This is a genomic window from Streptomyces sp. AN091965, from assembly GCF_022698285.1.
Taxonomy (GTDB): Bacteria; Actinomycetota; Actinomycetes; order Streptomycetales; family Streptomycetaceae; genus Streptomyces.
The window spans coordinates 2,251,090-2,275,225 of record NZ_JALDMY010000001.1 but is presented as its reverse complement, the minus strand read 5'-3'; the positions used below and the strand labels follow the sequence as shown (position 1 = coordinate 2,275,225).

At 72.1% G+C, this 24,136-nt stretch carries 24 protein-coding genes; 20 read left to right on the top strand and 4 right to left on the bottom strand.

The features are described 5' to 3' along the window. The first annotated feature begins 179 nt into the window (after positions 1–179). From argC to MQV74_RS09165, 5 genes are all read left to right on the top strand, one after another. Positions 180–1,208, top strand: coding sequence for an N-acetyl-gamma-glutamyl-phosphate reductase (gene argC / locus MQV74_RS09185; protein WP_242715667.1), 1,029 nt, complete (start codon positions 180–182; stop codon positions 1,206–1,208). A gap of 88 nt (positions 1,209–1,296) precedes the next feature. Then, the gene (argJ, locus tag MQV74_RS09180; RefSeq protein WP_242715665.1) at positions 1,297–2,448 is read left to right on the top strand and encodes a bifunctional glutamate N-acetyltransferase/amino-acid acetyltransferase ArgJ; all 1,152 of its coding nucleotides are present in this window, start codon (positions 1,297–1,299) and stop codon (positions 2,446–2,448) included. Positions 2,449–2,514: 66 nt separating this feature from the next. Further along, positions 2,515–3,432: an acetylglutamate kinase gene (gene argB, locus MQV74_RS09175; RefSeq protein ID WP_242715663.1), complete on the top strand. Its 918-nt coding sequence runs from the start codon at positions 2,515–2,517 to the stop codon at positions 3,430–3,432. After that, entirely contained in the window at positions 3,429–4,661 is a 1,233-nt protein-coding gene (locus MQV74_RS09170) for an acetylornithine transaminase (protein ID WP_242715661.1), read from the top strand. Before argB ends, MQV74_RS09170 begins: the two co-directional genes overlap by 4 nt. 7 nt (positions 4,662–4,668) lie before the next feature. Then, positions 4,669–5,214: an arginine repressor gene (locus MQV74_RS09165; protein ID WP_242715659.1), complete on the top strand. Its 546-nt coding sequence runs from the start codon at positions 4,669–4,671 to the stop codon at positions 5,212–5,214. A 48-nt stretch (positions 5,215–5,262) separates the two neighbouring features. Here MQV74_RS09165 and MQV74_RS09160 read toward each other — a convergent pair whose 3' ends face one another. Continuing rightward, positions 5,263–6,270: a bile acid:sodium symporter family protein gene (locus tag MQV74_RS09160; RefSeq protein ID WP_242715657.1), complete on the bottom strand. Its 1,008-nt coding sequence runs from the start codon at positions 6,268–6,270 to the stop codon at positions 5,263–5,265. A 226-nt stretch (positions 6,271–6,496) separates the two neighbouring features. On the opposite strand from MQV74_RS09160, the gene MQV74_RS09155 reads away from it, so the two are divergent. The 5 genes from MQV74_RS09155 (at position 6,497) to MQV74_RS09135 (ending at position 12,495) form a co-directional block, all read left to right on the top strand. Beyond that, positions 6,497–7,690 carry an argininosuccinate synthase gene (locus MQV74_RS09155; RefSeq protein ID WP_138958637.1) on the top strand — a complete coding sequence of 398 codons (1,194 nt, stop codon included), beginning with the start codon at positions 6,497–6,499 and terminating at the stop codon, positions 7,688–7,690. A gap of 93 nt (positions 7,691–7,783) precedes the next feature. After that, positions 7,784–9,214, top strand: coding sequence for an argininosuccinate lyase (gene argH, locus MQV74_RS09150; protein WP_242715655.1), 1,431 nt, complete (start codon positions 7,784–7,786; stop codon positions 9,212–9,214). A gap of 135 nt (positions 9,215–9,349) precedes the next feature. Continuing rightward, positions 9,350–10,321, top strand: a complete 972-nt coding sequence (locus MQV74_RS09145; protein ID WP_242715653.1) for an aldo/keto reductase — start codon at positions 9,350–9,352, stop codon at positions 10,319–10,321. A gap of 81 nt (positions 10,322–10,402) precedes the next feature. After that, a complete protein-coding gene (locus MQV74_RS09140) occupies positions 10,403–10,954 on the top strand; it encodes a TetR/AcrR family transcriptional regulator (protein ID WP_242715651.1) in 552 nt (183 codons plus the stop codon). Continuing rightward, a complete protein-coding gene (locus MQV74_RS09135) occupies positions 10,951–12,495 on the top strand; it encodes an MFS transporter (protein ID WP_242715649.1) in 1,545 nt (514 codons plus the stop codon). Before MQV74_RS09140 ends, MQV74_RS09135 begins: the two co-directional genes overlap by 4 nt. Before the next feature lie 75 nt (positions 12,496–12,570). On the opposite strand, the gene MQV74_RS09130 is transcribed toward MQV74_RS09135, so the two are convergent. Next, positions 12,571–13,284: a lysophospholipid acyltransferase family protein gene (locus tag MQV74_RS09130; RefSeq protein ID WP_374120773.1), complete on the bottom strand. Its 714-nt coding sequence runs from the start codon at positions 13,282–13,284 to the stop codon at positions 12,571–12,573. Positions 13,285–13,677: 393 nt separating this feature from the next. On the opposite strand from MQV74_RS09130, the gene MQV74_RS09125 reads away from it, so the two are divergent. The 3 genes from MQV74_RS09125 (at position 13,678) to MQV74_RS09115 (ending at position 16,038) form a co-directional block, all read left to right on the top strand. After that, positions 13,678–14,874: a glycerophosphodiester phosphodiesterase gene (locus MQV74_RS09125; protein WP_242715645.1), complete on the top strand. Its 1,197-nt coding sequence runs from the start codon at positions 13,678–13,680 to the stop codon at positions 14,872–14,874. Positions 14,875–14,948: 74 nt separating this feature from the next. Beyond that, positions 14,949–15,473, top strand: a complete 525-nt coding sequence (locus MQV74_RS09120; RefSeq protein ID WP_242715643.1) for an RNA polymerase sigma factor — start codon at positions 14,949–14,951, stop codon at positions 15,471–15,473. A 40-nt stretch (positions 15,474–15,513) separates the two neighbouring features. Further along, a complete protein-coding gene (locus MQV74_RS09115) occupies positions 15,514–16,038 on the top strand; it encodes a GNAT family N-acetyltransferase (protein ID WP_242715641.1) in 525 nt (174 codons plus the stop codon). Positions 16,039–16,093: 55 nt separating this feature from the next. On the opposite strand, the gene MQV74_RS09110 is transcribed toward MQV74_RS09115, so the two are convergent. Both MQV74_RS09110 and MQV74_RS09105 read right to left on the bottom strand, forming a co-directional pair. After that, positions 16,094–16,531, bottom strand: a complete 438-nt coding sequence (locus MQV74_RS09110; RefSeq protein WP_242728554.1) for a hypothetical protein — start codon at positions 16,529–16,531, stop codon at positions 16,094–16,096. Positions 16,532–16,538: 7 nt separating this feature from the next. Then, positions 16,539–16,898, bottom strand: a complete 360-nt coding sequence (locus MQV74_RS09105) for a hypothetical protein (protein WP_242715638.1) — start codon at positions 16,896–16,898, stop codon at positions 16,539–16,541. Between the two features lie 91 nt (positions 16,899–16,989). Here MQV74_RS09105 and MQV74_RS09100 point away from each other — a divergent pair, with 91 nt between their 5' ends. The 7 genes from MQV74_RS09100 to cbiE all read left to right on the top strand — a co-directional run bounded on the left by MQV74_RS09100 (position 16,990) and on the right by cbiE (position 24,072). Beyond that, positions 16,990–17,670, top strand: a complete 681-nt coding sequence (locus tag MQV74_RS09100; RefSeq protein ID WP_242715636.1) for an HAD family hydrolase — start codon at positions 16,990–16,992, stop codon at positions 17,668–17,670. A gap of 396 nt (positions 17,671–18,066) precedes the next feature. After that, positions 18,067–19,119: a methionine ABC transporter ATP-binding protein gene (locus MQV74_RS09095; protein ID WP_138958626.1), complete on the top strand. Its 1,053-nt coding sequence runs from the start codon at positions 18,067–18,069 to the stop codon at positions 19,117–19,119. Continuing rightward, positions 19,116–19,865, top strand: coding sequence for a methionine ABC transporter permease (locus MQV74_RS09090; RefSeq protein WP_242715634.1), 750 nt, complete (start codon positions 19,116–19,118; stop codon positions 19,863–19,865). Before MQV74_RS09095 ends, MQV74_RS09090 begins: the two co-directional genes overlap by 4 nt. Positions 19,866–19,962: 97 nt before the next feature. After that, positions 19,963–20,796 (top strand): MetQ/NlpA family ABC transporter substrate-binding protein, encoded by an 834-nt coding sequence (locus MQV74_RS09085; protein ID WP_242715627.1) that lies wholly within the window; start codon positions 19,963–19,965, stop codon positions 20,794–20,796. A gap of 1 nt (position 20,797) precedes the next feature. Beyond that, positions 20,798–21,625 carry a MetQ/NlpA family ABC transporter substrate-binding protein gene (locus tag MQV74_RS09080; RefSeq protein ID WP_242715619.1) on the top strand — a complete coding sequence of 276 codons (828 nt, stop codon included), beginning with the start codon at positions 20,798–20,800 and terminating at the stop codon, positions 21,623–21,625. 174 nt (positions 21,626–21,799) lie between these two features. Next, entirely contained in the window at positions 21,800–22,447 is a 648-nt protein-coding gene (locus MQV74_RS09075; protein ID WP_242715617.1) for a GNAT family N-acetyltransferase, read from the top strand. A gap of 413 nt (positions 22,448–22,860) precedes the next feature. Then, positions 22,861–24,072, top strand: a complete 1,212-nt coding sequence (gene cbiE, locus MQV74_RS09070) for a precorrin-6y C5,15-methyltransferase (decarboxylating) subunit CbiE (protein WP_242715615.1) — start codon at positions 22,861–22,863, stop codon at positions 24,070–24,072. Positions 24,073–24,136 lie beyond the last annotated feature (64 nt).

The window sequence follows — 24,136 nt, the reverse complement described above, 5'->3', positions numbered from 1 at the left end:
CGCCCGCCTGCCAGGTGTCATGAGGCAAGCACCGCTCGCCCCGGTCGGCAACCGCCGACCGGGGCGGTCGTGTCTTGGCCACCGGACACCGGTGCCGCCCGGGAGGCGGGGCGGCACAAGATCTCCATTGCATAGATCTGCAAGACATTGTATATTCATGCCATTCACGAGGAGGAGTCATGACGGTACGCGCTGCGGTGGCGGGGGCGAGCGGATACGCGGGCGGGGAACTGCTGCGCACGCTGCTCACGCACCCCGAGGTCGAGATCGGCACCCTCACCGCGAACTCGAACGCGGGCCAGCCGCTCGGCGCCCTCCAGCCGCACCTGACGCCGCTCGCCGAGCGCGTCCTCGCGCCGACCACCGCCGAGTCCCTCGCCGGGCACGACGTCGTCTTCCTCGCGCTGCCGCACGGCCAGTCCGCCGCGGTCGCCGAGCAGCTCGGCCCGGACGTGCTCGTGGTGGACATGGGCGCGGACTTCCGCCTCAAGGACGCCGCGGACTGGGAGAGGTTCTACGGCAGCGAGCACGCGGGCACCTGGCCGTACGGCCTGCCGGAGCTGCCGGGCGGCCGCGCCGCCCTGGAGGGGACCAAGCGCATCGCGGTGCCCGGCTGCTACCCGACGGCGGTCTCGCTCGCGCTGTTCCCGGCGTACGCGGCGGGGCTCGTGGAGGACGAGGCGGTGATCGTCGCGGCCTCCGGCACCTCGGGGGCGGGCAAGGCGGCCAAGCCCCACCTCCTCGGCTCCGAGGTCATGGGCTCCATGTCGCCGTACGGCGTGGGCGGCGTGCACCGGCACACCCCCGAGATGATCCAGAACCTCAGCGCGGCGGCGGGCACCCGCGTGTCCGTCTCCTTCACGCCCACCCTCGCCCCCATGCCGCGCGGCATCCTCGCCACGTGCAGCGCCAAGGCCAGGCCGGGCGTCACCGCGGAGAGCGTGCGCGCCGCGTACGAGAAGGCGTTCGCCGACGAGCCGTTCGTGCGGCTGCTCCCGGAGGGCCAGTGGCCCGCCACGGCATCCGTCTACGGCTCCAACGCCGTGCACGTCCAGGTCGCCCACGACCCGGGCTCCGGCCGCGTGATCGTGATCAGCGCCATCGACAACCTCAGCAAGGGCACCGCGGGCGGCGCGGTGCAGAGCATGAACATCGCCCTGGGGCTCCCCGAGGAGCTCGGGCTCTCGACGATCGGGGTCGCGCCGTGAGCGACGCGCGCGCAGCCACTCAGCCGCACCGGACCATGAATCCCGCGCCTCTGCGCTGCGTGGGCGGAGAAGCGAACAAGGAGATGCAGTGAGTGTCACGGCAGCCAAGGGGTTCCAGGCGGCGGGTATCGCCGCCGGGATCAAGGAGAACGGCAACCCGGACCTGGCCCTCGTGGTCAACAGCGGGCCCCGCCTGGCCGCCGCGGGCGTCTTCACCTCCAACCGCGTGAAGGCCGCCCCCGTGCTCTGGTCCGAGCAGGTCCTCAAGGGCGGGCAGGTGGCCGCGGTCGTCCTCAACTCGGGCGGTGCCAACGCCTGCACGGGCCCCCAGGGCTTCCAGGACACGCACGCCACCGCGGAGAAGGCGGCCGAGGTGCTCGGGGTGAACGCGGCCGAGGTCGCCGTCGCCTCCACCGGCCTCATCGGCGTCACGCTGCCCATGGACAAGCTCCTGCCGGGCGTCGGGGCGGCCGCGGCCGCCCTGTCCCCGCACGGCGGCGAGAAGGCCGCCATCGCCATCAAGACGACCGACAGCGTGCACAAGACGGCCGTCTTCGAGGGCGCGGGCTGGACCGTCGGCGGCATGGCCAAGGGCGCGGGCATGCTCGCCCCCGGCCTCGCCACCATGCTGGTCGTCCTCACCACCGACGCCGACCTGCCCGCCGCCGACCTGGACAAGGCGCTGCGCGAGGCGACCCGGCTCACCTTCGACCGGGTCGACTCCGACGGCTGCATGTCCACCAACGACACCGTGCTGCTCCTGGCCTCCGGCGCCGCCGAGGTCACCCCGGGGCAGGCGGAGTTCGCCGAGGCCGTCCGCACGGTCTGCGACGACCTCGCCCGGCAGCTGATCGGCGACGCCGAGGGTGCCAGCAAGGACATCCGCATCGAGGTGGTCAACGCCGCGAGCGAGGACGACGCCGTCGAGGTGGGCCGCTCCATCGCCCGCAACAACCTCCTCAAGTGCGCCCTCCACGGCGAGGACCCCAACTGGGGCCGCGTCCTGTCCGCCATCGGCACCACCGGCGCGGTCTTCGAGCCCGACCGGCTGAACGTCGCCATCAACGACGTCTGGGTCTGCCGGAACGGCTCGGTGGGCGAGGACCGCGACCTCGTCGACATGCGCTACCGCGAGGTGCGGATCACCGCCGACCTGGCCGCGGGCGCCGAGTCCGCCGTCATCTGGGCCAACGACCTCACCGCCGACTACGTCCACGAGAACAGCGCCTACTCGTCCTGAGCCCGGCGGGACCGCACGGTCCCGCCCCGGGCGGCCCGTCCTGAACCCGAGGACCCTGAACACCCCATGAGCACCCGCAAGCACACCGCTCTGCCCAAGGCGCAGACCCTCATCGAGGCGCTGCCCTGGCTGACCCGGCACCGCGGCAAGACCGTCGTCATCAAGTTCGGCGGCAACGCCATGGTGGACGCCGACCTCAAGGCGGCCTTCGCCCAGGACGTCGTCTTCCTGCACCACGCGGGCCTGCGCCCCGTCGTGGTGCACGGTGGCGGCCCGCAGATCAGCGCCCAGCTCGACAAGCAGGGCCTGGTCAGCGAGTTCAAGGCGGGCCTGCGCGTCACGACGCCCGAGGCCATGGACGTCGTCCGCATGGTCCTCGCCGGGCAGGTGCAGCGGGAGCTCGTGGGGCTGCTCAACGAGCACGGCCCGCTGGCCGTGGGGCTGACCGGCGAGGACGCGCACACCATCACCGCGACCCGGCACCGCCCGCTGATCAACGGCGAGCCCGTCGACATCGGGCGGGTCGGCGAGGTCACCGGCATCGACACCGGCGCCATCGAGGCGCTGCTCGCCGACGGCCGCATCCCGGTGGTCTCCTCGATCGCCCGCTCCCAGGACGAAGGTGACACCGGGCATGTCTACAACGTCAATGCTGATACGGCGGCTGCGGCACTCGCTGCGGCGCTTGGTGCCGAGACGCTGATGGTCCTCACCGACGTCGAGGGCCTCTACGAGGACTGGCCGCGCAGCGACGAGGTGATCAGCCGCCTCACCGCCGCCGAGCTGGAGAAGCTCCTTCCCGAGTTGTCCAGCGGCATGGTGCCCAAGATGAAGGGCTGCCTGCACGCGGTGCGCAACGGCGTGCAGACGGCCCGGGTCATCGACGGCCGGGTCCAGCACTCGATCCTGCTTGAGATTTTCACGGATGAAGGAATCGGCACGATGGTCGTGCCCGACGAGCTGACCGAGGGAGCCACGGCATGACCGCCGCCACCCCGTCCACCGACGCCAACCAGTCCCTGACCGAGCGCTGGCAGGGCGCGCTCATGGACAACTACGGCACGCCGCGCCTGCCCCTGGTGCGCGGCGCGGGCAGCAGGCTCTGGGACGCGGACGGCAGGGAGTACGTCGACTTCGTCGGCGGCATCGCGGTGAACGCGCTCGGCCACGGGCACCCGGCCGTGGTGGACGCCGTCTCCCGGCAGATCGCCGCGCTCGGCCACGTCTCGAACCTCTTCGTCGCCGAGCCGCCCGTCGCGCTCGCCGAGCGGCTGCTCCAGCTCTTCGGCCGCGACGGCCGCGTGTACTTCTGCAACTCCGGCGCGGAGGCCAACGAGGGCGCCTTCAAGATCGGCCGCCTGACGGGCCGGCCGCACATGGTCGCCACCGACGGCGGCTTCCACGGCCGCACGATGGGCGCGCTCGCCCTCACCGGCCAGCCCGGCAAGCAGCAGCCGTTCCTGCCGTTGCCCGGGGACGTGACGCACGTACCGTACGGAGACGTCGACGCCCTGCGGGCCGCGGTCACCGAGGACACGGCCTTCGTGATCATCGAGCCGGTCCAGGGCGAGAACGGCGTCGTCGTGCCGCCCGCCGGATATCTGAAGGCCGCCCGTGAGATCACCCGCGCCACCGGCACGCTCCTCGTCCTCGACGAGGTGCAGACCGGCGTCGGACGTACGGGCCACTGGTTCGCGCACTTCGCGGACGAGGACGTGCTCCCCGACGTCGTCACCCTCGCCAAGGGGCTCGGCGGCGGTCTGCCGCTCGGCGCCACCGTCGCCTTCGGCGAGGCCGCGGACCTGCTGCGGCCGGGCCAGCACGGCACGACCTTCGGCGGCAACCCCGTCGCCTGCGCCGCCGGACTCGCCGTGCTCGACACGATCGCCGCCGAGGGGCTGCTCGACCGCACCAAGCGCGCGGGCGAGCGGCTCCGGGACGGAATCGAGTCAGCGGGGCACGGCGTGGTCGACCATGTCAGGGGCGCGGGCCTCCTGCTGGGTATGGTGCTCACCGAGCCGCTGGCCGCGCAGGTGCAGCGGGCGGCTCAGGACGCCGGCTTCCTGGTCAACGCGCCCGCCCCCGATGTCGTACGGCTCATGCCCGCCCTGAACGTGGGCGACACCGAGGTGGACGCCTTCCTCCGGGCCCTGCCCGGCGTCCTCGACCAGGCCGCGGCCGCGGCGAGCGGGGACGGACGATCCGGAGAATGAGACGACGATGAGCCATGCGCAGCACAACGAGCGAGGGGAGTCCGCCGGGCCCGCGGTGCCGCAGACCCGCACCGCACGCCACCGCAGGATCGTCGACATCCTCAACCGGCAGCCGGTGCGCTCGCAGAGCCAGCTGGCCAAGCTCCTGGCCGACGACGGCCTGAGCGTCACCCAGGCGACCCTCTCGCGCGACCTCGACGAGCTGAACGCCGTCAAGATCCGCAACGCCGAGGGCGACCTCATCTACGCCGTGCCGAGCGAGGGCGGCTTCCGCACCCCGCGCGCCCCGCTCGGCGAGTCGGCGAAGGAGGAGCGGATGCGGCGCCTGTCCGGCGAGCTCCTCATCTCCGCCGAGGCCTCCGCCAACCTCGTGGTGCTGCGCACTCCGCCGGGAGCGGCCCAGTTCCTGGCCTCCGCGATCGACCAGGCCGAGCTGCACGACATCCTGGGCACGATCGCGGGCGACGACACGGTGATGCTGATCAGCAGGGATGCGACGGGGGGCCAGGCCTTGGCGGACCACCTGCTGCGGCTCGCCTCGAACGAACACTGAGGCCCGGCCCTGGTCTTGGCGCGGGTCGATCGGCCTGCGGCCCCGTCCTCAATCGCCGGACGGGTCGGAAGGGGCTCGGCCCGCCTTGTCCCTGTGGGCCATCCACGCCGCCACCAGTGAGCCCGACACGTTGTGCCAGACCGAGAAGACCGCCGCGGGCAGGGCCGCCAGCGGGCTGAAGTGGGCGGTGGCCAGGGACGCGGCCAGGCCCGAGTTCTGCATGCCCACCTCGAAGGCCATCGCGCGTGACGCGGGCGCCCCGAGCCGGGCCAGGCGGCCCGCGCCGTAGCCGAGGGCGAGGCCGAGCCCGTTGTGCAGCACCACCGCGAGCAGCACGAGCGCGGCGGCCGACTTGATGGCCGCCGCGCTGCCCGCGACGACCACCGCCACGATGACGGCGATGGTGGCGGCGGACAGCCACGGCAGCGCGCCGAGCGCCCGGTCCACGTACCGGCCGAGGAACAGCCGCACCAGCAGGCCCGCGACGACGGGCAACAGGACCGTCTTGAGGATGTCCGTCACCATCGAGCCGGTGTCCACCGGCAGGTACTCGCCCGCGAGCAGCAGGGTCAGCGGCGGTGTGACGAGCGGCGCGACCATCGTGGAGACGGTGGCGACCGACACCGAGAGGGCGACGTCGCCGCGCGCCAGATAGGTCACGACGTTCGACGCCGTGCCGCTGGGCGCGCACCCGACCAGGATCACCCCGGCCGCCAACTGCGGTGACAGGTCCAGGGCGTGGGCGACCAGCCAGCCGAGCCCCGGCATGATCACGTAGTGCGCGACGAGGCCGAGGGCCACGGCCCAGGGGCGGCGCGCGACCCCCTGGAAGTCGGCCGGGGTCATCGTCAGGCCCATGCAGAACATCACCACACCGAGCAGGTACGGCACGCCCGGCTTCCAGCCCGCGAAGGCGTCCGGCGCCGCGAGCCCCACGGCGCCCGCGGCGAGCACCAGGACGGGAAAGACGGTGACGGCCCGGCGCGCGGCCCGGTCGGTACCGCTCGGGGCCCCGGCGGGCCCCGCGGAGCTGGGAGTTGTCTGTTCGGTCGGCACCCGGTGATGCAACGTCCGGCGGCCGTCGGCGCGCAACCCCGTCTCGGTATGTGGTCGCTACACGCGTCTCGTTCGGTGCGGACGGGTGTCCTGGACCGTCGGGCGGAGTTGTGAGGGGTGGGCGGCGGCCGTGCGCGTCCTGGATTGACGAAACATACGACGCAGTGCATACTCATGCATATCAGTGAATGCACTGAGCGAGCGAATGCACTGTGAGGAGAAACCCGTGACCGAGCGCGTCGTACTCGCCTACTCGGGCGGCCTGGACACCTCCGTCGCCATCGGCTGGATCGCCGAGGAGACGGGCGCCGAGGTCATCGCCGTCGCCGTGGACGTCGGCCAGGGCGGCGAGGACCTGGACGTGATCCGCAAGCGCGCGCTCGCCTGCGGTGCCGTCGAGGCCGAGGTCGCGGACGCCAAGGACGAGTTCGCCGACGAGTACTGCCTCCCGGCGATCAAGGCCAACGCCCTCTACATGGACCGGTATCCGCTGGTCTCCGCCCTCTCCCGGCCGACCATCGTCAAGCACCTGGTGGCCGCCGCGAACAAGCACGGCGCGGGCATCGTGGCCCACGGCTGCACCGGCAAGGGCAACGACCAGGTGCGGTTCGAGGCCGGCATCCAGGCGCTCGGCCCGGACCTGAAGTGCATCGCCCCCGTGCGGGACTACGCGATGACGCGGGACAAGGCCATCGCCTTCTGCGAGGACAAGGGCCTGCCGATCGCGACCAGCAAGAAGTCGCCGTACTCCATCGACCAGAACGTCTTCGGACGGGCCGTCGAGACGGGCTTCCTGGAGGACATCTGGAACGCGCCGATCGAGGACGTCTACGAGTACACCTCCAACCCCGCGACCCCCCGCGAGGCCGACGAGGTCGTCCTCACCTTCAAGGAGGGCGTCCCGGTCGCCATCGACGGCAGGCCCGTCACGGTCCTCCAGGCGATCCAGCAGCTCAACGAGCGGGCGGGCGCCCAGGGCATCGGCCGGATCGACATGGTCGAGGACCGGCTCGTCGGCATCAAGTCCCGTGAGGTGTACGAGGCCCCGGGCGCGATCGCGCTGATCACCGCCCACCAGGAGCTGGAGAACGTGACGGTCGAGCGGGAGCTCGCCCGCTACAAGCGGCAGGTCGAGCAGCGCTGGGGCGAGCTGGTCTACGACGGCCTGTGGTTCTCCCCGCTCAAGCGGGCCCTGGACGGCTTCATCAACGAGGCCAACCAGCACGTCAGCGGCGACATCCGGATGACCCTGCACGGCGGCCGCGCCGTCGTCACCGGCCGCAAGTCCGAGCAGTCGCTGTACGACTTCAACCTCGCGACGTACGACACGGGCGACACCTTCGACCAGTCGAAGGCCCAGGGCTTCATCGACATCTTCGCCCTGTCGTCGAAGATCGCCGCCAAGCGCGACCTGGCCTGAGGCCCCGAGCAGTAGCGTGAGGTCCGCCTCCCCGAAGCGCGCGGCGCCGGGGAGGCGGACGCACATCACCACCTTCTTCAAGGAGTACGTGCAGTGAGCAGCAACAGCGGCGACGTCCGGCTCTGGGGCGGACGGTTCGCCGACGGCCCGGCAGAGGCCCTGGCCCGGCTTTCGGCCTCCGTGCACTTCGACTGGCGCCTCGCGCCGTACGACATCGCGGGCTCCCGAGCGCACGCGCGCGTGCTGCACCGGGCCGGGCTGCTCACCGAGGACGAGCTGGTCCGCATGATCGCCGGGCTCGACCGGCTCGAAGCGGACGTGGCGTCCGGCGCGTTCGTGGGCACCGTCGCCGACGAGGACGTGCACACCGCCCTGGAGCGGGGCCTCCTCGAACGGCTCGGCCCGGACCTCGGCGGCAAGCTGCGCGCCGGCCGCTCCCGCAACGACCAGGTGGTCACGCTCTTCCGGATGTACCTGCGGGACCACGCCCGGATCGTCGGCGGACTGATCACCGACCTCCAGGAGGCGCTGATCGGCCTCGCCGAGGCCCACCCGGACGTCGCCATGCCGGGCCGCACCCACCTCCAGCACGCCCAGCCGGTGCTCTTCGCCCACCACGTCCTCGCGCACGCCCAGTCACTGGCGCGGGACGCCGAGCGGCTGCGGCAGTGGGACGGCCGGGCCGCGGTGTCGGCGTACGGATCCGGGGCCCTGGCCGGGCAGTCGCTCGGCCTCGACCCGGAGGCGGTGGCCGCGGACCTCGGCTTCGAGCGCGGCTCGGCCGCCAACTCCATCGACGGCACGGCCTCGCGCGACTTCGTCGCCGAGTTCGCCTTCATCACCGCGATGATCGGCGTGAACCTCTCCCGGATCGCCGAGGAGGTCATCATCTGGAACACGAAGGAGTTCTCCTTCGTCACGCTCCACGACGCCTTCTCCACCGGCTCGTCGATCATGCCGCAGAAGAAGAACCCGGACATCGCCGAGCTGGCCCGGGGCAAGTCCGGCCGCCTCATCGGCAACCTCACCGGCCTCATGGCCACCCTCAAGGCGCTCCCGCTCGCGTACAACCGCGACCTCCAGGAGGACAAGGAGCCCGTCTTCGACTCCTGCGACCAGCTGGAGGTCCTGCTGCCCGCCTTCACCGGCATGATGGCGACGCTCACGGTCCACCGCGAGCGCATGGAGGAGCTGGCCCCCGCCGGGTTCTCGCTCGCCACGGACATCGCCGAGTGGCTGGTCAAGCAGGGCGTGCCGTTCCGCGTCGCGCACGAGGTCGCGGGGGAGTGCGTCAAGGAGTGCGAGGCCCACGGCATCGAGCTCGACCAGCTCACCGACGAGCAGTTCGCGAAGATCTCCCCGCATCTGACCCCCGAGGTCCGCACCGTGCTGAACGTGCCGGGCGCCCTCGCCTCCCGCGACGGCCGCGGCGGCACCGCGCCCTCGGCGGTGGCCGCCCAGCTCGCCGAGATCAAGAAGGACGTGACCGCCCAGCGTCAGTGGGCGACGGCCCGGACCGTGTGACGCGCGGGGCCGGACCGGGACGGCGGGAGCCCCGCGAGGGCCCGCCCGCCCGGGGAGGGTTACGTTGAACGCAGGGGAGTGCGCGACCCGCGCACTCCCCTCGCCGCGTCCCACCCCCGAAGCGTGGAGCCCCACATGCCCTTCGCCCGCCTGGCCGAAGCCACCACCCCGACCGCCCACATCGGCCTCGGCCTGGCCGCCGTCGGCCGGCCCGGCTACATCACCCTGGGCCGCGAGGCCGACCTGCCGTCGTCCCGCAGCGTCGAGGCCCTGCGCGAGCGCGCGCTCGAACTCCTCGACGCCGCCTACGCGCTCGGCGTGCGGTACGTCGACGCGGCCCGCTCCTACGGCCGCTCCGAGGAGTTCCTCGCCGACTGGCTGGCGAGCAGGCCCGATGTCGACGACGTCGTCGTCGGCAGCAAGTGGGGCTACACCTACACGGCCGACTGGCGCACCGACGCCACCGCGCACGAGGTCAAGGACCACAGCGTCACCGCGTACGACCGCCAGCGCGCCGAGAGCGCCGCGCTGCTCGGCGGGCGGCTCGACCTCTACCAGATCCACTCGGTCACGCCGGACAGCCCGGCGCTCACCGACAAGGAGCTGCACGCCCGGCTCGCGGACCTCGCCGCCGAGGGCGTCACCGTCGGCCTGTCCGTGAGCGGCCCCCAGCAGGCCGCCGCGATCCGCGCCGCCCTGGACGTGACCGTCGGCGGCGAACGGCTCTTCCACACCGTGCAGGCGACCTACAACGCCCTGGAGACCTCGGCGGGTCCCGCGCTCGCCGAGGCCCACGACGCGGGTCTGACCGTCCTGGTCAAGGAGGGCATGGCCAACGGCCGCCTCGCGGGCGAGCACGCCCCGGCCGCCCTGCGCGCCGTCGCCGAGCGGACCGGCCTCGGCTGCGACGCGGTCGCCCTCGCCCTGGTCCTGCGCCGCCCGTGGGCCGGCGTCGTGCTCTCCGGCGCCGCCACCTCCGTACAGCTCGTGTCGAACCTGCACGCCGCGGCCGTCGACCTGGACGCCCAGGACCTGGAGCGCGTCGAGGCCCTCGCCGAGGAGCCCGCCGCGTACTGGAGCACGCGGGCCGCGCTGCCCTGGCACTGAGAGACCACCGCTCCGCCCCGGCCCTAAGACCCGTACGCCTCTCATGAGACAGAAATGTCTCATGTGGACTATGGTTGTCTCATGTCTGTCGACCGAGACCAGGTGCTGCGCAGTGCCGCCGCCCTGCTCACCCGCAAGGGCTCCGCGACCATGGACGAGGTCGCGAAGGCCGCCGGCGTCAGCCGGGCCACCCTCCATCGTCACTTCGCCGGGCGTGACGCGCTCGTCCGCGCGCTCGAAGACCTCGGCCTGAGGGAGTGCGAGCTCGCCCTGGACGCCGCCCGCCTCGACGAGGGCGGCGCCGGGGACGCCCTGCGGCGCCTGGTCAAGGAGCTCCAGCCCGCCGCCGGACTGCTCGCGTTCCTCGTCACGGAGAACGCGCTGTTCGAGGGCGAGACCCAGCACGAGGGCTGGTCCCGGATCGACACCCGAGTGGCCGAGCTGTTCCGGCGCGGTCAGGAGAGCGGCGAGTTCCGCATCGACCTGACCCCGGTCTGGCTCACCGAGGCCCTGTACGGCCTCGTCAGCTCCGGCGCCTGGGCCGTCCTCGACGGCCGCGTCGCGGCCAAGGACTTCAGCTACATGATCGCCGAGCTGCTCATCGGCGGAGCACAACGGAGAGTGGAATCGTGACCCGGACCGCACAGCGCACCTCACCGGCCGAGGTGGCCCGGCCGCCCGGCCGCTGGCTGGCCCTGGCCGTCCTCGTCCTCGCCGTCCTGCTCGTCGCCGTGGACGCCACCGTCCTCGGCCTCGCGACGCCGTACATCAGCGAGGACCTCAAGCCGTCGGGGACCCAGCTCCTGTGGATCGGCGACGTCTACTCCTTCGTGATCGCCGGTCTGCTGGTGTCCATGGGCAGCCTCGGCGACCGCATCGGCCGCAAGAAACTGCTGCTCGTCGGAGCCGTCGCCTTCGGCGCGGTGTCCGTGCTCAACTCCTACGCCACCACGCCGGAGCTGATGATCCTGGCCCGGGCGCTGCTCGGTGTCGCGGGTGCCACCCTGATGCCCTCGACCCTCGCGCTGATCCGGAACATCTTCCACGACCCGCGCGAGCGCAGCATCGCCGTCGGCGTGTGGGGCGCGATGGCCTCGGCGGGCGCGGCGATCGGCCCGGTCGTCGGCGGCTTCCTGCTCGAACACTTCTGGTGGGGCTCGGTCTTCCTGATCAACCTGCCCGTGATGGCCGTCCTCGTCCTCGTCGGCGTCAAGCTGCTCCCCGAGTCGAAGAACCCCGCACCCGGCCCCTGGGACCTGATCAGCGTCGCCCTGTCGCTCATCGGCATGATCGCCGTGGTGTACTCGATCAAGGAGGCGGCGGCGGGCGGCGCGGGCTGGGAGGTGCTCGCCGCGGGCGTCATCGGTGTCGCGGCACTCACCTGGTTCGTCCGGCGACAGCTCACCCTCGAGGCGCCGCTGCTCGACATGCGGCTCTTTCGCAACCGCGGCTTCTCCGCCGCGGTCCTGGCGGACCTGCTGACCATCCTCGGCCTGTCCGGCCTGGTCTTCTTCCTGTCGCAGTTCCTGCAACTCGTGCAGGGCAGGCGGCCGTTCGAGGCGGGCCTCGCCGAGCTGCCCGCCGCGCTCGGCGCGGTGACGGCGGGTCTGATCGCGGGCCTGGTGGCACGCCGCTTCTCGGTGCGCTCCGTGGTCGCGGGCGGGCTCGCGGCGGTGGGCCTCGCCCTCGCCTCGCTCACCACCCTGAGCCAGCACACGGGCTATCCGCTCCTCGGCGCCGCGCTCCTGGTGGTCGGCGTCGGCGCGGGCTTCGCCTTCACGGTGACCGCCGACGTGATCCTGTCCAGCGTGCCCAAGGAGCAGGCGGGCGCGGCCTCCGCGGTCTCGGAGACGGCGTACGAACTGGGCGCGGCCCTCGGCATCGCCCTGCTCGGCTCCATCGTCACCGGCGTCTACCGCGACTTCACGGCCCCGGCCGGCACCCCGCCCGACGCCGCGGCGGCCGCCCATGAGTCCCTCGGCGGCGCCGTCGAGGCGAGCGCGGGGCTGCCGGAGCACACGGCGGGCCCCCTGGTGTCGGCGGCGCAGGAGGCCTTCGTCGACGGCCTGCGGGTCGCCGCGGGCGTGGGCGCCGCGGTGCTGCTCGCCACGGCGGTCGCGGCCTGGTTCCTGCTCAAGGGGCAGAAGCTGGAGGAGGGCGTCGAGCACCCCTGACGCCACCGCCGCCCGTACACGGCGAAGGGCCGCACCCCGCGCGGGGTGCGGCCCTTCGCCGTGTCGCGGCCCGGCTCAGGCCGCCTTCGCCTTCGTGGCGTACATGTCCACGTACTCCTGCCCGGACAGGCGCATGACCTCCGTCATCACGGAGTCGGTCACCGCGCGCAGCACATAGCGGTCGCGGTCCATGCCGTCGTAGCGCGAGAACTCCATCGGCTCGCCGAAGCGGACCGTCACCCGGCCGGGGCGCGGCAGGCCCTTGCCGCCCGGCTGCAGCTTGTCCGTGCCGATCATGGCGAACGGCACCACCGGCGCGCCCGTCATCAGCGTGAGCCGGGCGATGCCCGTGCGGCCGCGGTAGAGGCGGCCGTCGGGGGAGCGGGTGCCCTCCGGGTAGATGCCGAACATCTGGCCGTCGTCCAGGACCCGCTTGCCGGTCATCAGCGCGGCCACGCCGCCCCGGCCGCCGTCGCGGTCCACCGGGATCATGCCGACGCCGGTGAAGAACCAGGCCATCGCGCGGCCCTTGAGGCCCTTGCCCGTGACGTACTCGTCCTTGCCGATGAAGTAGACCGGCCGGTCACAGATCACGGGCAGGATCATCGAGTCGATGAACGTCAGGTGGTTTCCGGCCAGGATGACGGGACCGGTCCCGGGGATGTTCTCGGCACCCTCTACCCGCGTGCGGAACGTCAGGCGCAAGATCGGTCCGAGCACTGCCTTCAGGAGCGCTAGACGGGACAACGGTTCCTCCGGTGTCAACGGGTCGACGGCAAGTCGCTGCAGGTGAGGACCATACTCGCGGGTCCCCGTTGAACGCACATCGGGTTCATGCGACCGATACGCAGAGTTGACCTGAGTTTGCGCGCCCCTTGCCCCACGAGGGTCCTACCAGCACGACCGTATCGCCGTACGAACTGCGCCGCTTGTCCGAGTGGCCCTTCTCACGCTCCCCGGGGGCCGCGTCCCGAAGCCCTCCCCGGGGCCCGGACGCCTTGAAGCCCGGCGTTCTCCCGCGCCGGGCCCGTGCGCCTTCGCGCCCCATGCGGCCTTCGGCCATCGCGCGTCACCCGTACGTTCGACCCCGGGTCTCCCGTACGTCACCTGTCGCCACCTACGATCGGTGCCGCTTTGTCAGGTGCAAGGCGGCACACGGCAGTACACGAAGAGGGAGCCCTCATGGCGAACGAGGAATACGGCGCGACGGCCGAGCGGCGGACGGGGACGAGCCCGGGGCGGCGGGCGGTCCTGGGGGCCGCGGTCCTCGGCGCGGGCGGGGCCGTCGCGGGCGCGCCCGGCGTGGCGAGAGCCGAGGGCCGCCACGGAAAGGGCCACGGGCACGGCGGCGAGCTGCCGGTGCCCACCGTCATCGCGCACCGCGGCACGAGCGGCTACCGGCCCGAGCACACGCTCGGCTCCTACCAACTCGCCCTGGACATGGGCGCGGACGTCATCGAGCAGGACGTCGTGCCCACCAAGGACGGCCACCTCGTGTGCCGTCACGAGAACGACATCACCGCGACCACGGACGTCGCCGCGCACCCGGAGTTCGCGGACCGCAAGACGACGAAGTCCGTGGACGGCGTCCAGCTCACCGGCTGGTTCACCGAGGACTTCACGCTCGCCGAGCTGAAGACGCTGCGCGCCAAGGAGCGCATCCCCGGCACCCGCCAGCGCAACACGCTCTACGACGGCCGCTGGGACGTCCCCACCCTGGAGGAGGTCCTGCGCTGGGCCGAGCGCGCGGGCCGCGAGCGCGGCCGCCGGGTCTGGCTGCACATCGAGACCAAACACCCCACGTACTTCCGCAAGCTGGGCCTCGGCCTCGAAGAGCCCCTCGCCAAGCTCCTGCGCCGCTACAACCGCCACCGCAGGCACTCGCCGAACTTCCTGCAGTCCTTCGAGCCCAGCAGCATCCAGCGGCTGCGCAAGCTCGTCGACGCGCCCGGCGTGGTCCTGCTGTCGTCCGCGAACTCCCGCCCCTGGGACTTCGTCGAGGCGGGCGACCCGCGCACCGTCGCCGACCTCATCAAGCCCGAGGGCCTGCGCTGGATGGCCTCGTACGCCAAGGGCATCGGCCCGACCCTGGACCTGATCATCCCCAAGGGCCCGGACGGCAGGCTCCTGGAGCCGACCACGCTGGTGCGCGACGCGCATGCCGAGGACCTGATCCTGCATCCGTACACGATGCGCAACGAGAACACCTTCCTGCCCGCCGACTTCAAGAAGGGCACGGACCCCAACGCGTACGGCGACGCCTTCGGCGCGTTCAAGAAGTACTTCGCCACCGGCATCGACGGGATCTTCTCCGACAACGCGGACACGGCGCTCCTCGCCGCCGCCGACTTCCGCGACGGCGGCCCTGTCAACGGATGACGGGGAACTCCCGGTTGGAGTGAGCCGCGGCCGTTTCGGAAACCCGGCGCCGAAACGGCCGCGTCGTCGCGGATATGACGCCCTCGCTCTCGCCCGACCTCGTCACCGCCCTGCGTCCGCTGCTCGCCGCGGAGGCCTCGGCGGAGGCGCACGGCTCCGGCGCCGAACCCGGCGACCTCGAGCAGGCCGTGTGGCTGCGCCTGATCGAACACCTGGACGCCAAGGGGTCGCTCGCCGACCCCGCGGGCTGGCTGCGCACCGCCGTCCGCGACGAGGCCCACCGCAGCCGCCACGCCGCCCGCCGCGAGCGGTCGTACGTCACCGAACCGGCCGACGACCTCCAGGGCGGTCCCGAGCAGCGCGTGCTGCGGGCCGACCGGCACCGGATCCTGCACGCGGCCGTCCGCAAGCTCCCCGGACGGTGTCCTCGGCTCCTGGCTGCACTTCTGTCGCCCAAGGACCTCACTTACCGTGAAATCGCAGGAGAGTTGGGAATGTCACAAGGATCTTTGGGGCCAGAACGTTCCCGGTGCCTGGGATGCCTGCGCAGAATGCTCGCGCAAGAGGTTGCGACTCCTGGCCCGTGGGGAAAGGAGTGAAGGACAACCGGTGGAGCAGGTGAGCGGGAGGCATGCACACATGGGCATGAGCGTGACCATCTCCGAGGCGGCAGCCGACGACCAGGACGCCGCCGAGCAGATCCTCAAACTGCAGTACCTCTGCTACCAGAGCGAGGCCGAGCTGTACGGCGACTACTCGATCGAGCCCCTGACCCAGACCCTCGACTCCCTCAAGGCGGAGCTGGCCGGGGGCACCGTCCTGGTCGCGCGGCTCGGCGCCGAGGTCGTGGCCTCCGTGCGGGCCAGCGTCGACGGGGCGGGCACGGCGCGCGTCGGCAAGCTCGTCGTCCACCCCCGGATGCAGCGGCACGGCCTGGGCGGGCGGCTGCTCGACGCGATAGAGCGACGCCTGGGCGAGGGCGGCGCCGCCCGCCGCTTCGAGCTCTTCACCGGGCACCGCAGCGAGAGCAACCTCCAGCTGTACCGCAAGCACGGGTACGCGCCGGTGAGCACGCGGCGCGTGGACGAGCGGCTGACGGTGGTGACGCTCGCCAAGGACGTCACCGAGGTCGCCCCGGCACCGGCGTTCGTAGCCAGCGCCTAGGGTCTGTCCACCGGACGGGCGCCCAGGGCTCCCCGCGCCCCCGCCGGGGCGCGGGTCAGGGCCGCCTGGAGCGGCGCAGCCAGTACAGGGCGGTGACCGGAAGCAGCACGGGGATGAAGAGGTACCCCATGCCGAAGTCCGACCACACCGTCGCGTCCGGGAACGCGGACGGCTCCGCCAGGGTCCAGGCCCCGACCCCGAGCACGCCGACCAGCTCGGCGGCGCAGCACACCAGCGCCGCCCTGCGGGCCGTCTCGCCGCCGCGCACCAGCGAGTACGTGATGAAGCCGTAGACCACACCGGCGAGCGCCGACAGGGTGTAGGCCAGCGGCGCCTTGTCGAAGTCCGTGGAGATCTGCACCGCCGAGCGGGACACGGCGCCGACGACCATCACGCCGTACAGCCACACCAGCAGGATGCCGGGGCCCGTGATCAGCTTCTGCCTCCGCGGCCCGCTCCGCTCGGGAGCCTCTCCGGATCCGGATTCGGTCACGGCCACCTCAGCCTCCCCAGATGTCGTACAGACGCACTTCGAGCACGGCGAGGACCACGCCGCCCGCGGCGACGGTCGCCGAGCCCCAGCGGGTGCGCTCCGCGAGCGACATGAACCCCGCCGCCGGAACGCAGGCGAACGAGCCGATCAGATACGACACGAAGATCGTCGTGCCCTGCTCCGGGTCCTCGCCCCGGGCCAGCTGCACGATGCCGACGATCAGCTGGAGCAGGGCGAGGAGGGTGACCACGCCCATGCCGATGAAGTGCCAGTCCTTCGTCGGCTGGTCCCGGTAGGCGGCGAAGCCGCACCAGGCCGCGAGCGCGAGCGCGGCCACGGAGGTCGCGACGGTCAGGGCAACAAGCATGCCGAGACCCTATTACGGGCCAAAAGGCCCGATGCGCGCGGCCCCGGGGGCCCGGGTCCCGCCGGGGGCGGCCCACGTATCGTCGATCTCCATGAACACCCAGGCCGAACCCCAGACCCTGCGGGCCGAAGCGCTCCTGTTCGACAACGACGGCACCCTCATCTCCTCGATGGAGTCGGTCACGCGCTGCTGGACGCGCTGGGCGGGGGAGTACGGCATCACCGCCGAGGACTTCGCGCGGGTCGAGCTGCACGGGCGCCCCGCCGCCGAGATCGTGGCCGACCTGCTGCCCGCCGAGCGGGTCGCGGCGGCGGTCGCGCGCATCGAGGAGCTGGAGGTCTCCGACGTCGCGGGCGGTGTCGTCGCGCTGCCCGGCACCCTCGACCTGCTCGCCTCGCTGCCGCCCGAGCGCTGGGCCGTGGTCACCTCCGCCACCCGCCGCCTGGCCGAGGCCCGCCTCGACGAGGTGGGCATCCGCCCCAAGACCCTGATCGCGGCCGACGACATCACCCGCGGCAAGCCCGACCCGGAGCCCTTCCTGCTCGCCGCACGGACCCTCGGCGTCGACCCGGCGCGCTGCGTGGTCTTCGAGGACGCCCCCGCGGGTCTCACGGCGGGCCGGGCCGCGGGCATGACCACCGTGGCGTTGACCACAACGCACCCCGCGGCCGAGCTGTCCGCCGACGTCCTCGTGAACGACCTCTCGGAGGTGTCGGCGCAGGCCACGGCGGGTGGGGTGGAGATCGTCACGGGTGCCCGAAGGGGCCGGTGAGGCGACACCGTGCGTCCGACAGGCGGGCATGAGGCGTCCGCTATTCGGACAATGGTGGCGGTGCGATGCCGCCCGCGTGTTTTACTGTCCGCATGACCACGACGAGCAGCCGCACCCTTGCGACCGAGGCGATGACGACGCCCGGTGCTCGTTGTATGTGTCGAATGTGCGCCTTCTGAGGGCCCCTGTACCACTGAGCCTCGCGCCCCGAAGCGAAGCCGCCGTGCCCCGCGTCCCCACGTTCCGCCCGCAGGCGACGTAGCGGAAGCGAGAGCCCGCCCCCGCGCACACGTCCTCCGGTTCCACCGCCACCGCGAGAACCGTGCCGCGTTCCGAACGAATGCCCCGTGCCCCGGCGACACCACGCGCCGCGCACTCGACAGTGACGGAAACCCAGTGATCACCACTTCCGGCCTTACCAAGGTCTACCGCTCACGCGGTCGTGAAGTAACCGCCCTCGACGGAGTCGACCTCCACGTGCGCGAAGGCGAGGTGTACGGCGTCATCGGCCAGTCCGGCGCCGGCAAGTCCTCGCTCATCCGCTGCGTGAACCTCCTGGAGCGCCCCAGCTCCGGCACCGTGACGGTGGCGGGTCAGGACCTCACCGCCCTCGCCGGACGCGGCCCGCGCGCGGGCCGGGAGCTGCGGGCCGCCCGCAGCCGCATCGGCATGGTCTTCCAGCACTTCAACCTGCTGTCCTCGCGCACCGTGCAGGACAACGTCGAGCTGCCGCTCGAAATCCTCGGCCTGTCCGGCAAGGAGCGCACCCGCAAGGCGCTCGACCTGCTCGACCTCGTCGGCCTCGCCGACAAGGCCAAGTCCTACCCGGCACAGCTCTCCGGCGGCCAGAAGCAGCGCGTCGGCATCGCCCGCGCCCTCGCGGGCGACCCGAAGGTGCTGCTCTCCGACGAGGCCACCAGCGCCCTCGACCCGGAGACCACCCGCTCCATCCTCCAGCTGCTCCGCGACCTCAACCGGCAGCTCGGCCTGACCGTCCTGCTCATCACGCACGAGATGGACGTCGTCAAGACCGTCTGCGACTCGGCCGCCCTGATGGAGCGCGGGCAGATCGTGGAGTCCGGCACCGTCAGCGAGCTCCTGGCCACGCCCGGCTCGCAGCTCGCCGCCGCGCTGTTCCCGCTCAGCGGCGCCGCGACGGGCGACCAGCGCACCGTCGTCGACGTCACCTTCCACGGCGAGGCCGCGACGCAGCCGGTCATCTCCCAGCTGTCGCGCACGTACAACATCGACATCTCGATCCTCGGCGCCGCCATGGACACCGTCGGGGGCAAGCAGGTCGGCCGCATGCGCATCGAGCTGCCCGGCCGCTTCGAGGAGAACGTCGTGCCCATCGGCTTCCTGCGCGAGCAGGGCCTCCAGGTCGACGTCGCCGGGCACGACACGCCCGCACCGCAGGACTCCGTGCTGGTGAAGGAAGGTGCCAAGTGACCTGGGACGAAATGCAGCCCCTGCTGGAGCAGGCCTGTTGGGACACCCTCTACATGGTCGGCTGGTCGGCGCTGATCGCCGTCGCCGCCGGTCTGCCGCTCGGCCTCCTCCTGGTGCTCACCGACCGCGGCGGCCTGCTGCAGAACGTCGTCGTGAACAAGGTGATCGGGCAGGTCGTGAACATCGGCCGCTCGATGCCGTTCATCATCCTCATGGTCGCCCTGATGGGCTTCACGCGCTCCATCGTCGGCACCACCATCGGCCGCGAGGCCGCGATCGTGCCGCTCGCGATCAGCGCCATCCCGTTCTTCGCCCGCCTGGTCGAGACGGCCGTGCGCGAGGTCGACCACGGCCTGGTCGAGGCCGTGCAGTCGATGGGCGGCAACACCTGGACCGTGGTCCGCAAGGTCCTCGTGCCCGAGTCGCTGCCGTCGCTCATCTCCAGCGCCACCACGACCGTCGTCGCCCTCATCGGCTACTCGGCGATCACCGGCACCGTCGGCGCGGGCGGCCTCGGCGACCTCGCGGTCCGCTACGGCTACCAGCGCTTCGAGACCGAGCTGATGTGGATCACCGTCGGCATCCTCGCCGTGGTCATCTCGATCATCCAGTTCGCCGGCGACTACGCCGCCCGCAGGCTCCACCGGCGCGGCGGTCACTCGGGGGCCGCGCCGAAGCTGAAGCTGCTGCGCGCCAAGACCCCGAAGACCGTCACGGCCGAGGCCGAGCCCGCCAAGGCCTCCTGAGCCCCAGAGTTCGCTGAGTTCGCCCAAGCGAGTACCCAGCACCACCCCGCAGCCACCGACCGCGGGCGTGTACCACCCATGGAGAAAGGCACTTTTCGTGCGTAACACCACCAAGATCACCGCTGCTGTCCTGACCGCCGGAGCCCTCACCCTGGGGCTCACCGCCTGCGGCTCGGACAAGGACTCCGCGGGCGACAAGGACGGCGCGCTCGTCGTCGCCGCGACCCCGACCCCGCAGGGCCAGATCCTCGACTTCGTCAAGCAGAAGCTGGCGAAGAAGGCGGGCCTCGACCTGGAGGTCAAGGAGTTCACCGACTACGTCACGCCGAACACGGCGACGCAGCAGGGTGAGGTCTTCGCGAACTACTTCCAGCACAAGCCGTACCTCGACGACTTCAACAAGAAGAACCAGACGGACATCGTCCCCGTCCCCAACGGCACGGTGCACCTGGAGCCGCTGGGCCTCTACTCGAAGAAGATCGAGAACCTCGACGACCTCAAGAAGGGCGCGACGGTCGCCGTCCCGAACGACACCACCAACGAGGCCCGCGCCCTCAAGCTCCTCGCGGACAACGGCGTCATCAAGCTCAAGGACGGCGTCGGCTTCGAGGCCACCCCCAAGGACATCGCGTCCAACCCGAAGGGCCTGAAGTTCAAGGAGCTGGAGGCCGCGGCCCTGCCGCGCACCATCAAGGACGTCGACGCCGCGGTGATCAACGGCAACTACGCCCTGGAGGCCGACCTCAGCCCCGCCAAGGACGCCCTCGTCGCCGAGAAGGCCAAGGGCAACCCCTACGGCAACTTCCTCGCCGTGAAGAAGGGCAACGAGAACGACCCGCGCGTGAAGAAGCTCGCCAAGCTCCTCACCTCGCCCGAGGTCAAGAAGTTCATCGAGGACAAGTACGACGGCGCCGTCGTCGCGGCCTTCTGACATGCGGACGCCGGGCACAGCCGTGGCGGCCGGGGCCCTGGCCCTGGCGCTCGGCCTGACCGCCTGCGGCTCGGGTTCCGGCTCCGACGGCGACACGCTCGTCGTCGGGGCCACCCCGACCCCGGCCGGTGAGGTCCTGGAGTACGTCCAGCAGAACCTGGCGAAGAAGGAGGGCCTCGACCTCCAGATCCGCGAGTTCACCGACTACGTCGCGCCGAACACCGCCCTCCAGGAGGGCTCCCTCGACGCCAACCTCTACCAGCACACCCCCTACTTGAAGGACTTCAACTCCTCCAAGAAGGCGGACCTGGTGCCGGTGACCGAGGTCTACCTGCCGCCGATGGGCGTGTACGCCGACGGCGGCAAGGACCTCGACGACGTCACCGGGCTCCGCTCCGGAGCCGTCGTCGCCGTCCCGAACGACACCACCAACGAAGGCCGGGCCCTCCAGCTGCTCGCCTCCAAGGGCGTCATCGGGCTCAAGAAGGACGCGGGCGCGAACGCCACCCCCGAGGACATCGCGGCCAACCCGAAGAAGCTCACGATCAAGCCGTTGGAGCCCGCGCAGCTGCCGCGCTCCCTGAAGGACGTCGACGCGGCCGTCATCAACAACAACTTCGCGCTCGACGCGGGCCTGAGCCCCAAGAAGGACGCCGTCCTCCTGGAGTCGGTGAAGGACAACCCGTACAACAACGTCCTCGCCGTGAAGAAGGGCCACGAGGACGACCCGAAGGTCAGGAAGCTCGCCAAGCTCCTGAAGTCGCCCGAGGTGAAGAAGTTCATCGAGGACAAGTACAAGGGGTCGGTGCTGCCCGTCACGACGGGCTGACACGCGTCGGCACCGGCGCCGCACCCACGGGGTCCTCTTCGCGACGCGGAGCGGACCCCGTGGTGCGACGAGGCGTCAGCATGCTGCATGCTGAACCCTTCAGCAGGTCTGAAGGTCCCCCAGGGCCACGAAGGTTCACGGAGCGACAGGCCCATGAAGGTTACGGAGCGGCGCATGACTACAGCCTCCAGGGGCTCCTCGGGGTTTCCCGACATCTCCATCAGCACGGAGCGGCTGGTGCTGCGCCCTCTCGACGAGGCCGACGTCCCCGCCTACGCGGAGATGATGAACGACGAGCTCGTCACCGCCTGGACCGCCGCGCCCCAGCCGTACACCGAGGCGGACGCGCACGCCTGGATCACCGAGCTCGCCCCCGCCGAGCGGGCCGCGGGGCACGGCATCTCCCTCGCCGTCACCGAGTTCCTCACCCAGCGCCTGGTGGGCACCGTCCAGCTGCGCCGCACCGACTGGCGGGTGCGGTCCACCGAGCTCAACTACGTGACCGCGCCCTGGGCCCGCGGCGAGGGCTACGCGTCCGAGGCCGCGCTCGCCACCGCCCAGTGGCTCTTCCACGACCAGAAGTTCGAGCGCATCGAGCTGCGCACCGCCGCCGACAACACCGCCGCGCAGCAGGTCGCGCAGAAGATCGGCTGCATCAGCGAGGGCGTCCTGCGCGGCGCCTGGATAGCACGGGTCAGAAACGGCGGCGACCCCCTCGGCGGCTGGATCGACCTGCGCACCGACCTCATCGTGTGGAGCCTCCTGCCGGAGGACCTCGAAGGCGTCTCGGAACACCTGACGGCGTTCTCCGACTGGAACTAGCGCCTCGGGCGGCGTGGGCGGATGCGTCGGCCTGCGGCCTCGTCCTCAATCGCCGGACGGGCTCGATCTCGCTGCGGTGCCGTCGTCGGCCGTCCGTGGTCGGGTGCTACTGGGTACGCTCCCTTCGGTTTTCCTTGCCGAGCCGGACGGGCTGGGTCTCGCTGCGGTGCCGTCGTCGGTCGTCCGTGGTCGGGTGCCAGTGCGTACGCGGTTCGCTGGTCGGCGTCTGTGGCCGGGTGCGGCCGGGTATGTTCCCCTCGGTCTTCCCTCCCCAGCCGGACCGGCCCGGTCCCGCCGCTGCCTCGTCGTCGGCCGCCCGGCGTCCCCGGCAGGGCGCCACCAGGTACGCTCCCACCGGGCCGCACCCATCGGCCTCCCATCCGACGACCCGCGATCCCAGGAGACAGACGACGATGGCCGACCGGGTCACGGTGATCGGCTGGGACGGCTCGCCGCTGACCACCGCGGCACGCTCCGCCCTTGGCGCCGCGACACTCGTGGCGGGCGCCGCCCACCACCTCGCACTCCCCGAGGTCCCCCCGACGGCCGAGCGCATCCGCCTCGGCAGCGTCGGCCTCGCCGCCCGCCGCATCGCCGCGCACCGCGGCACGGCGGTCGTCCTCGCGGACGGCGACCCCGGCTTCTTCGGCGTCGTCCGCACCCTGCGCGCCCCGGAGTTCGGCCTCGAGGTCGAGGTCGTCCCCGCCGTCTCCGCCGTCGCCCAGGCCTTCGCCCGCGCGGGCATGCCCTGGGACGACGCCCAGGTCGTGGTCGCCCACCGGCGCACGCTGCGCCGCGCCGTGAACGTCTGCCGCGCGCACAGCAAGGTCGCCGTGCTCACCTCGCCCGGCGCCGGGCCCGCGGAGCTCGGGCTGCTCCTCGAAGGCGTCCACCGCACCTTCGTCGTCTGCGAGGAGCTCGGCACCGCGCGGGAGCGGGTCTCCGTGGTCGCCTCCGACAAGGCGGCCGACCACACCTGGCGCGACCCCAACGTCGTCATCGTCATGGGCGGCCACGTCGCCCACGACAGCGGCTGGATCGCGGGCCGCGACCCCGGTACGGACCCGCGCGGCTGGGCGCTGCCCGCCGCCGCGTACGGCGGTGAGCACGAGCTCGGCGAGGGCGAGACCGACCGCATCCGCGCCGCCCAACTCGCCCGCCTCGGCCCCCGCGTGGGCGACCTGGTCTGGGACATCGGCTGCGGCAGCGGCGCGTTCGCCGCGGAGGCCGCGCGCTTCGGCGCGGCCGTCATCGCGGTGGACCGCGACCCGGACGCCTGCGCCCGGACCACGGCCGTCGCGCGCCGCTTCGGCGTGCCCGCCCACGTCGTGCACGGCACCGCGCCGCACGTCCTCGAAAGCCTCCCCGAGCCCGACGTCGTACGCGTCGGGGGCGGGGGAGCGGCGGTGGTGTCCGCCGCCGCCGACCGGCGCCCGGAGCGCATCGTCACCCACGCCCCCACCCGCGACGCCGCCGAACTCCTCGGCCGGAACCTGTCGGAGCACGGATACGCCGTCGAGTGCGCCCTCCTGCAGTCCGTCGAACTCGACACCCGCGCCTGGACGGAGCGGAAGCGGAGCGTCGTCTTCCTGCTCTCCGGGCTGCTCCTCGACCGCACCGCGTGACCCTGGCGGCCCTCCTACCGCGCCGTGCGCGGTAGGCTGGCCGATCGTTGTACCGCACCCGGGT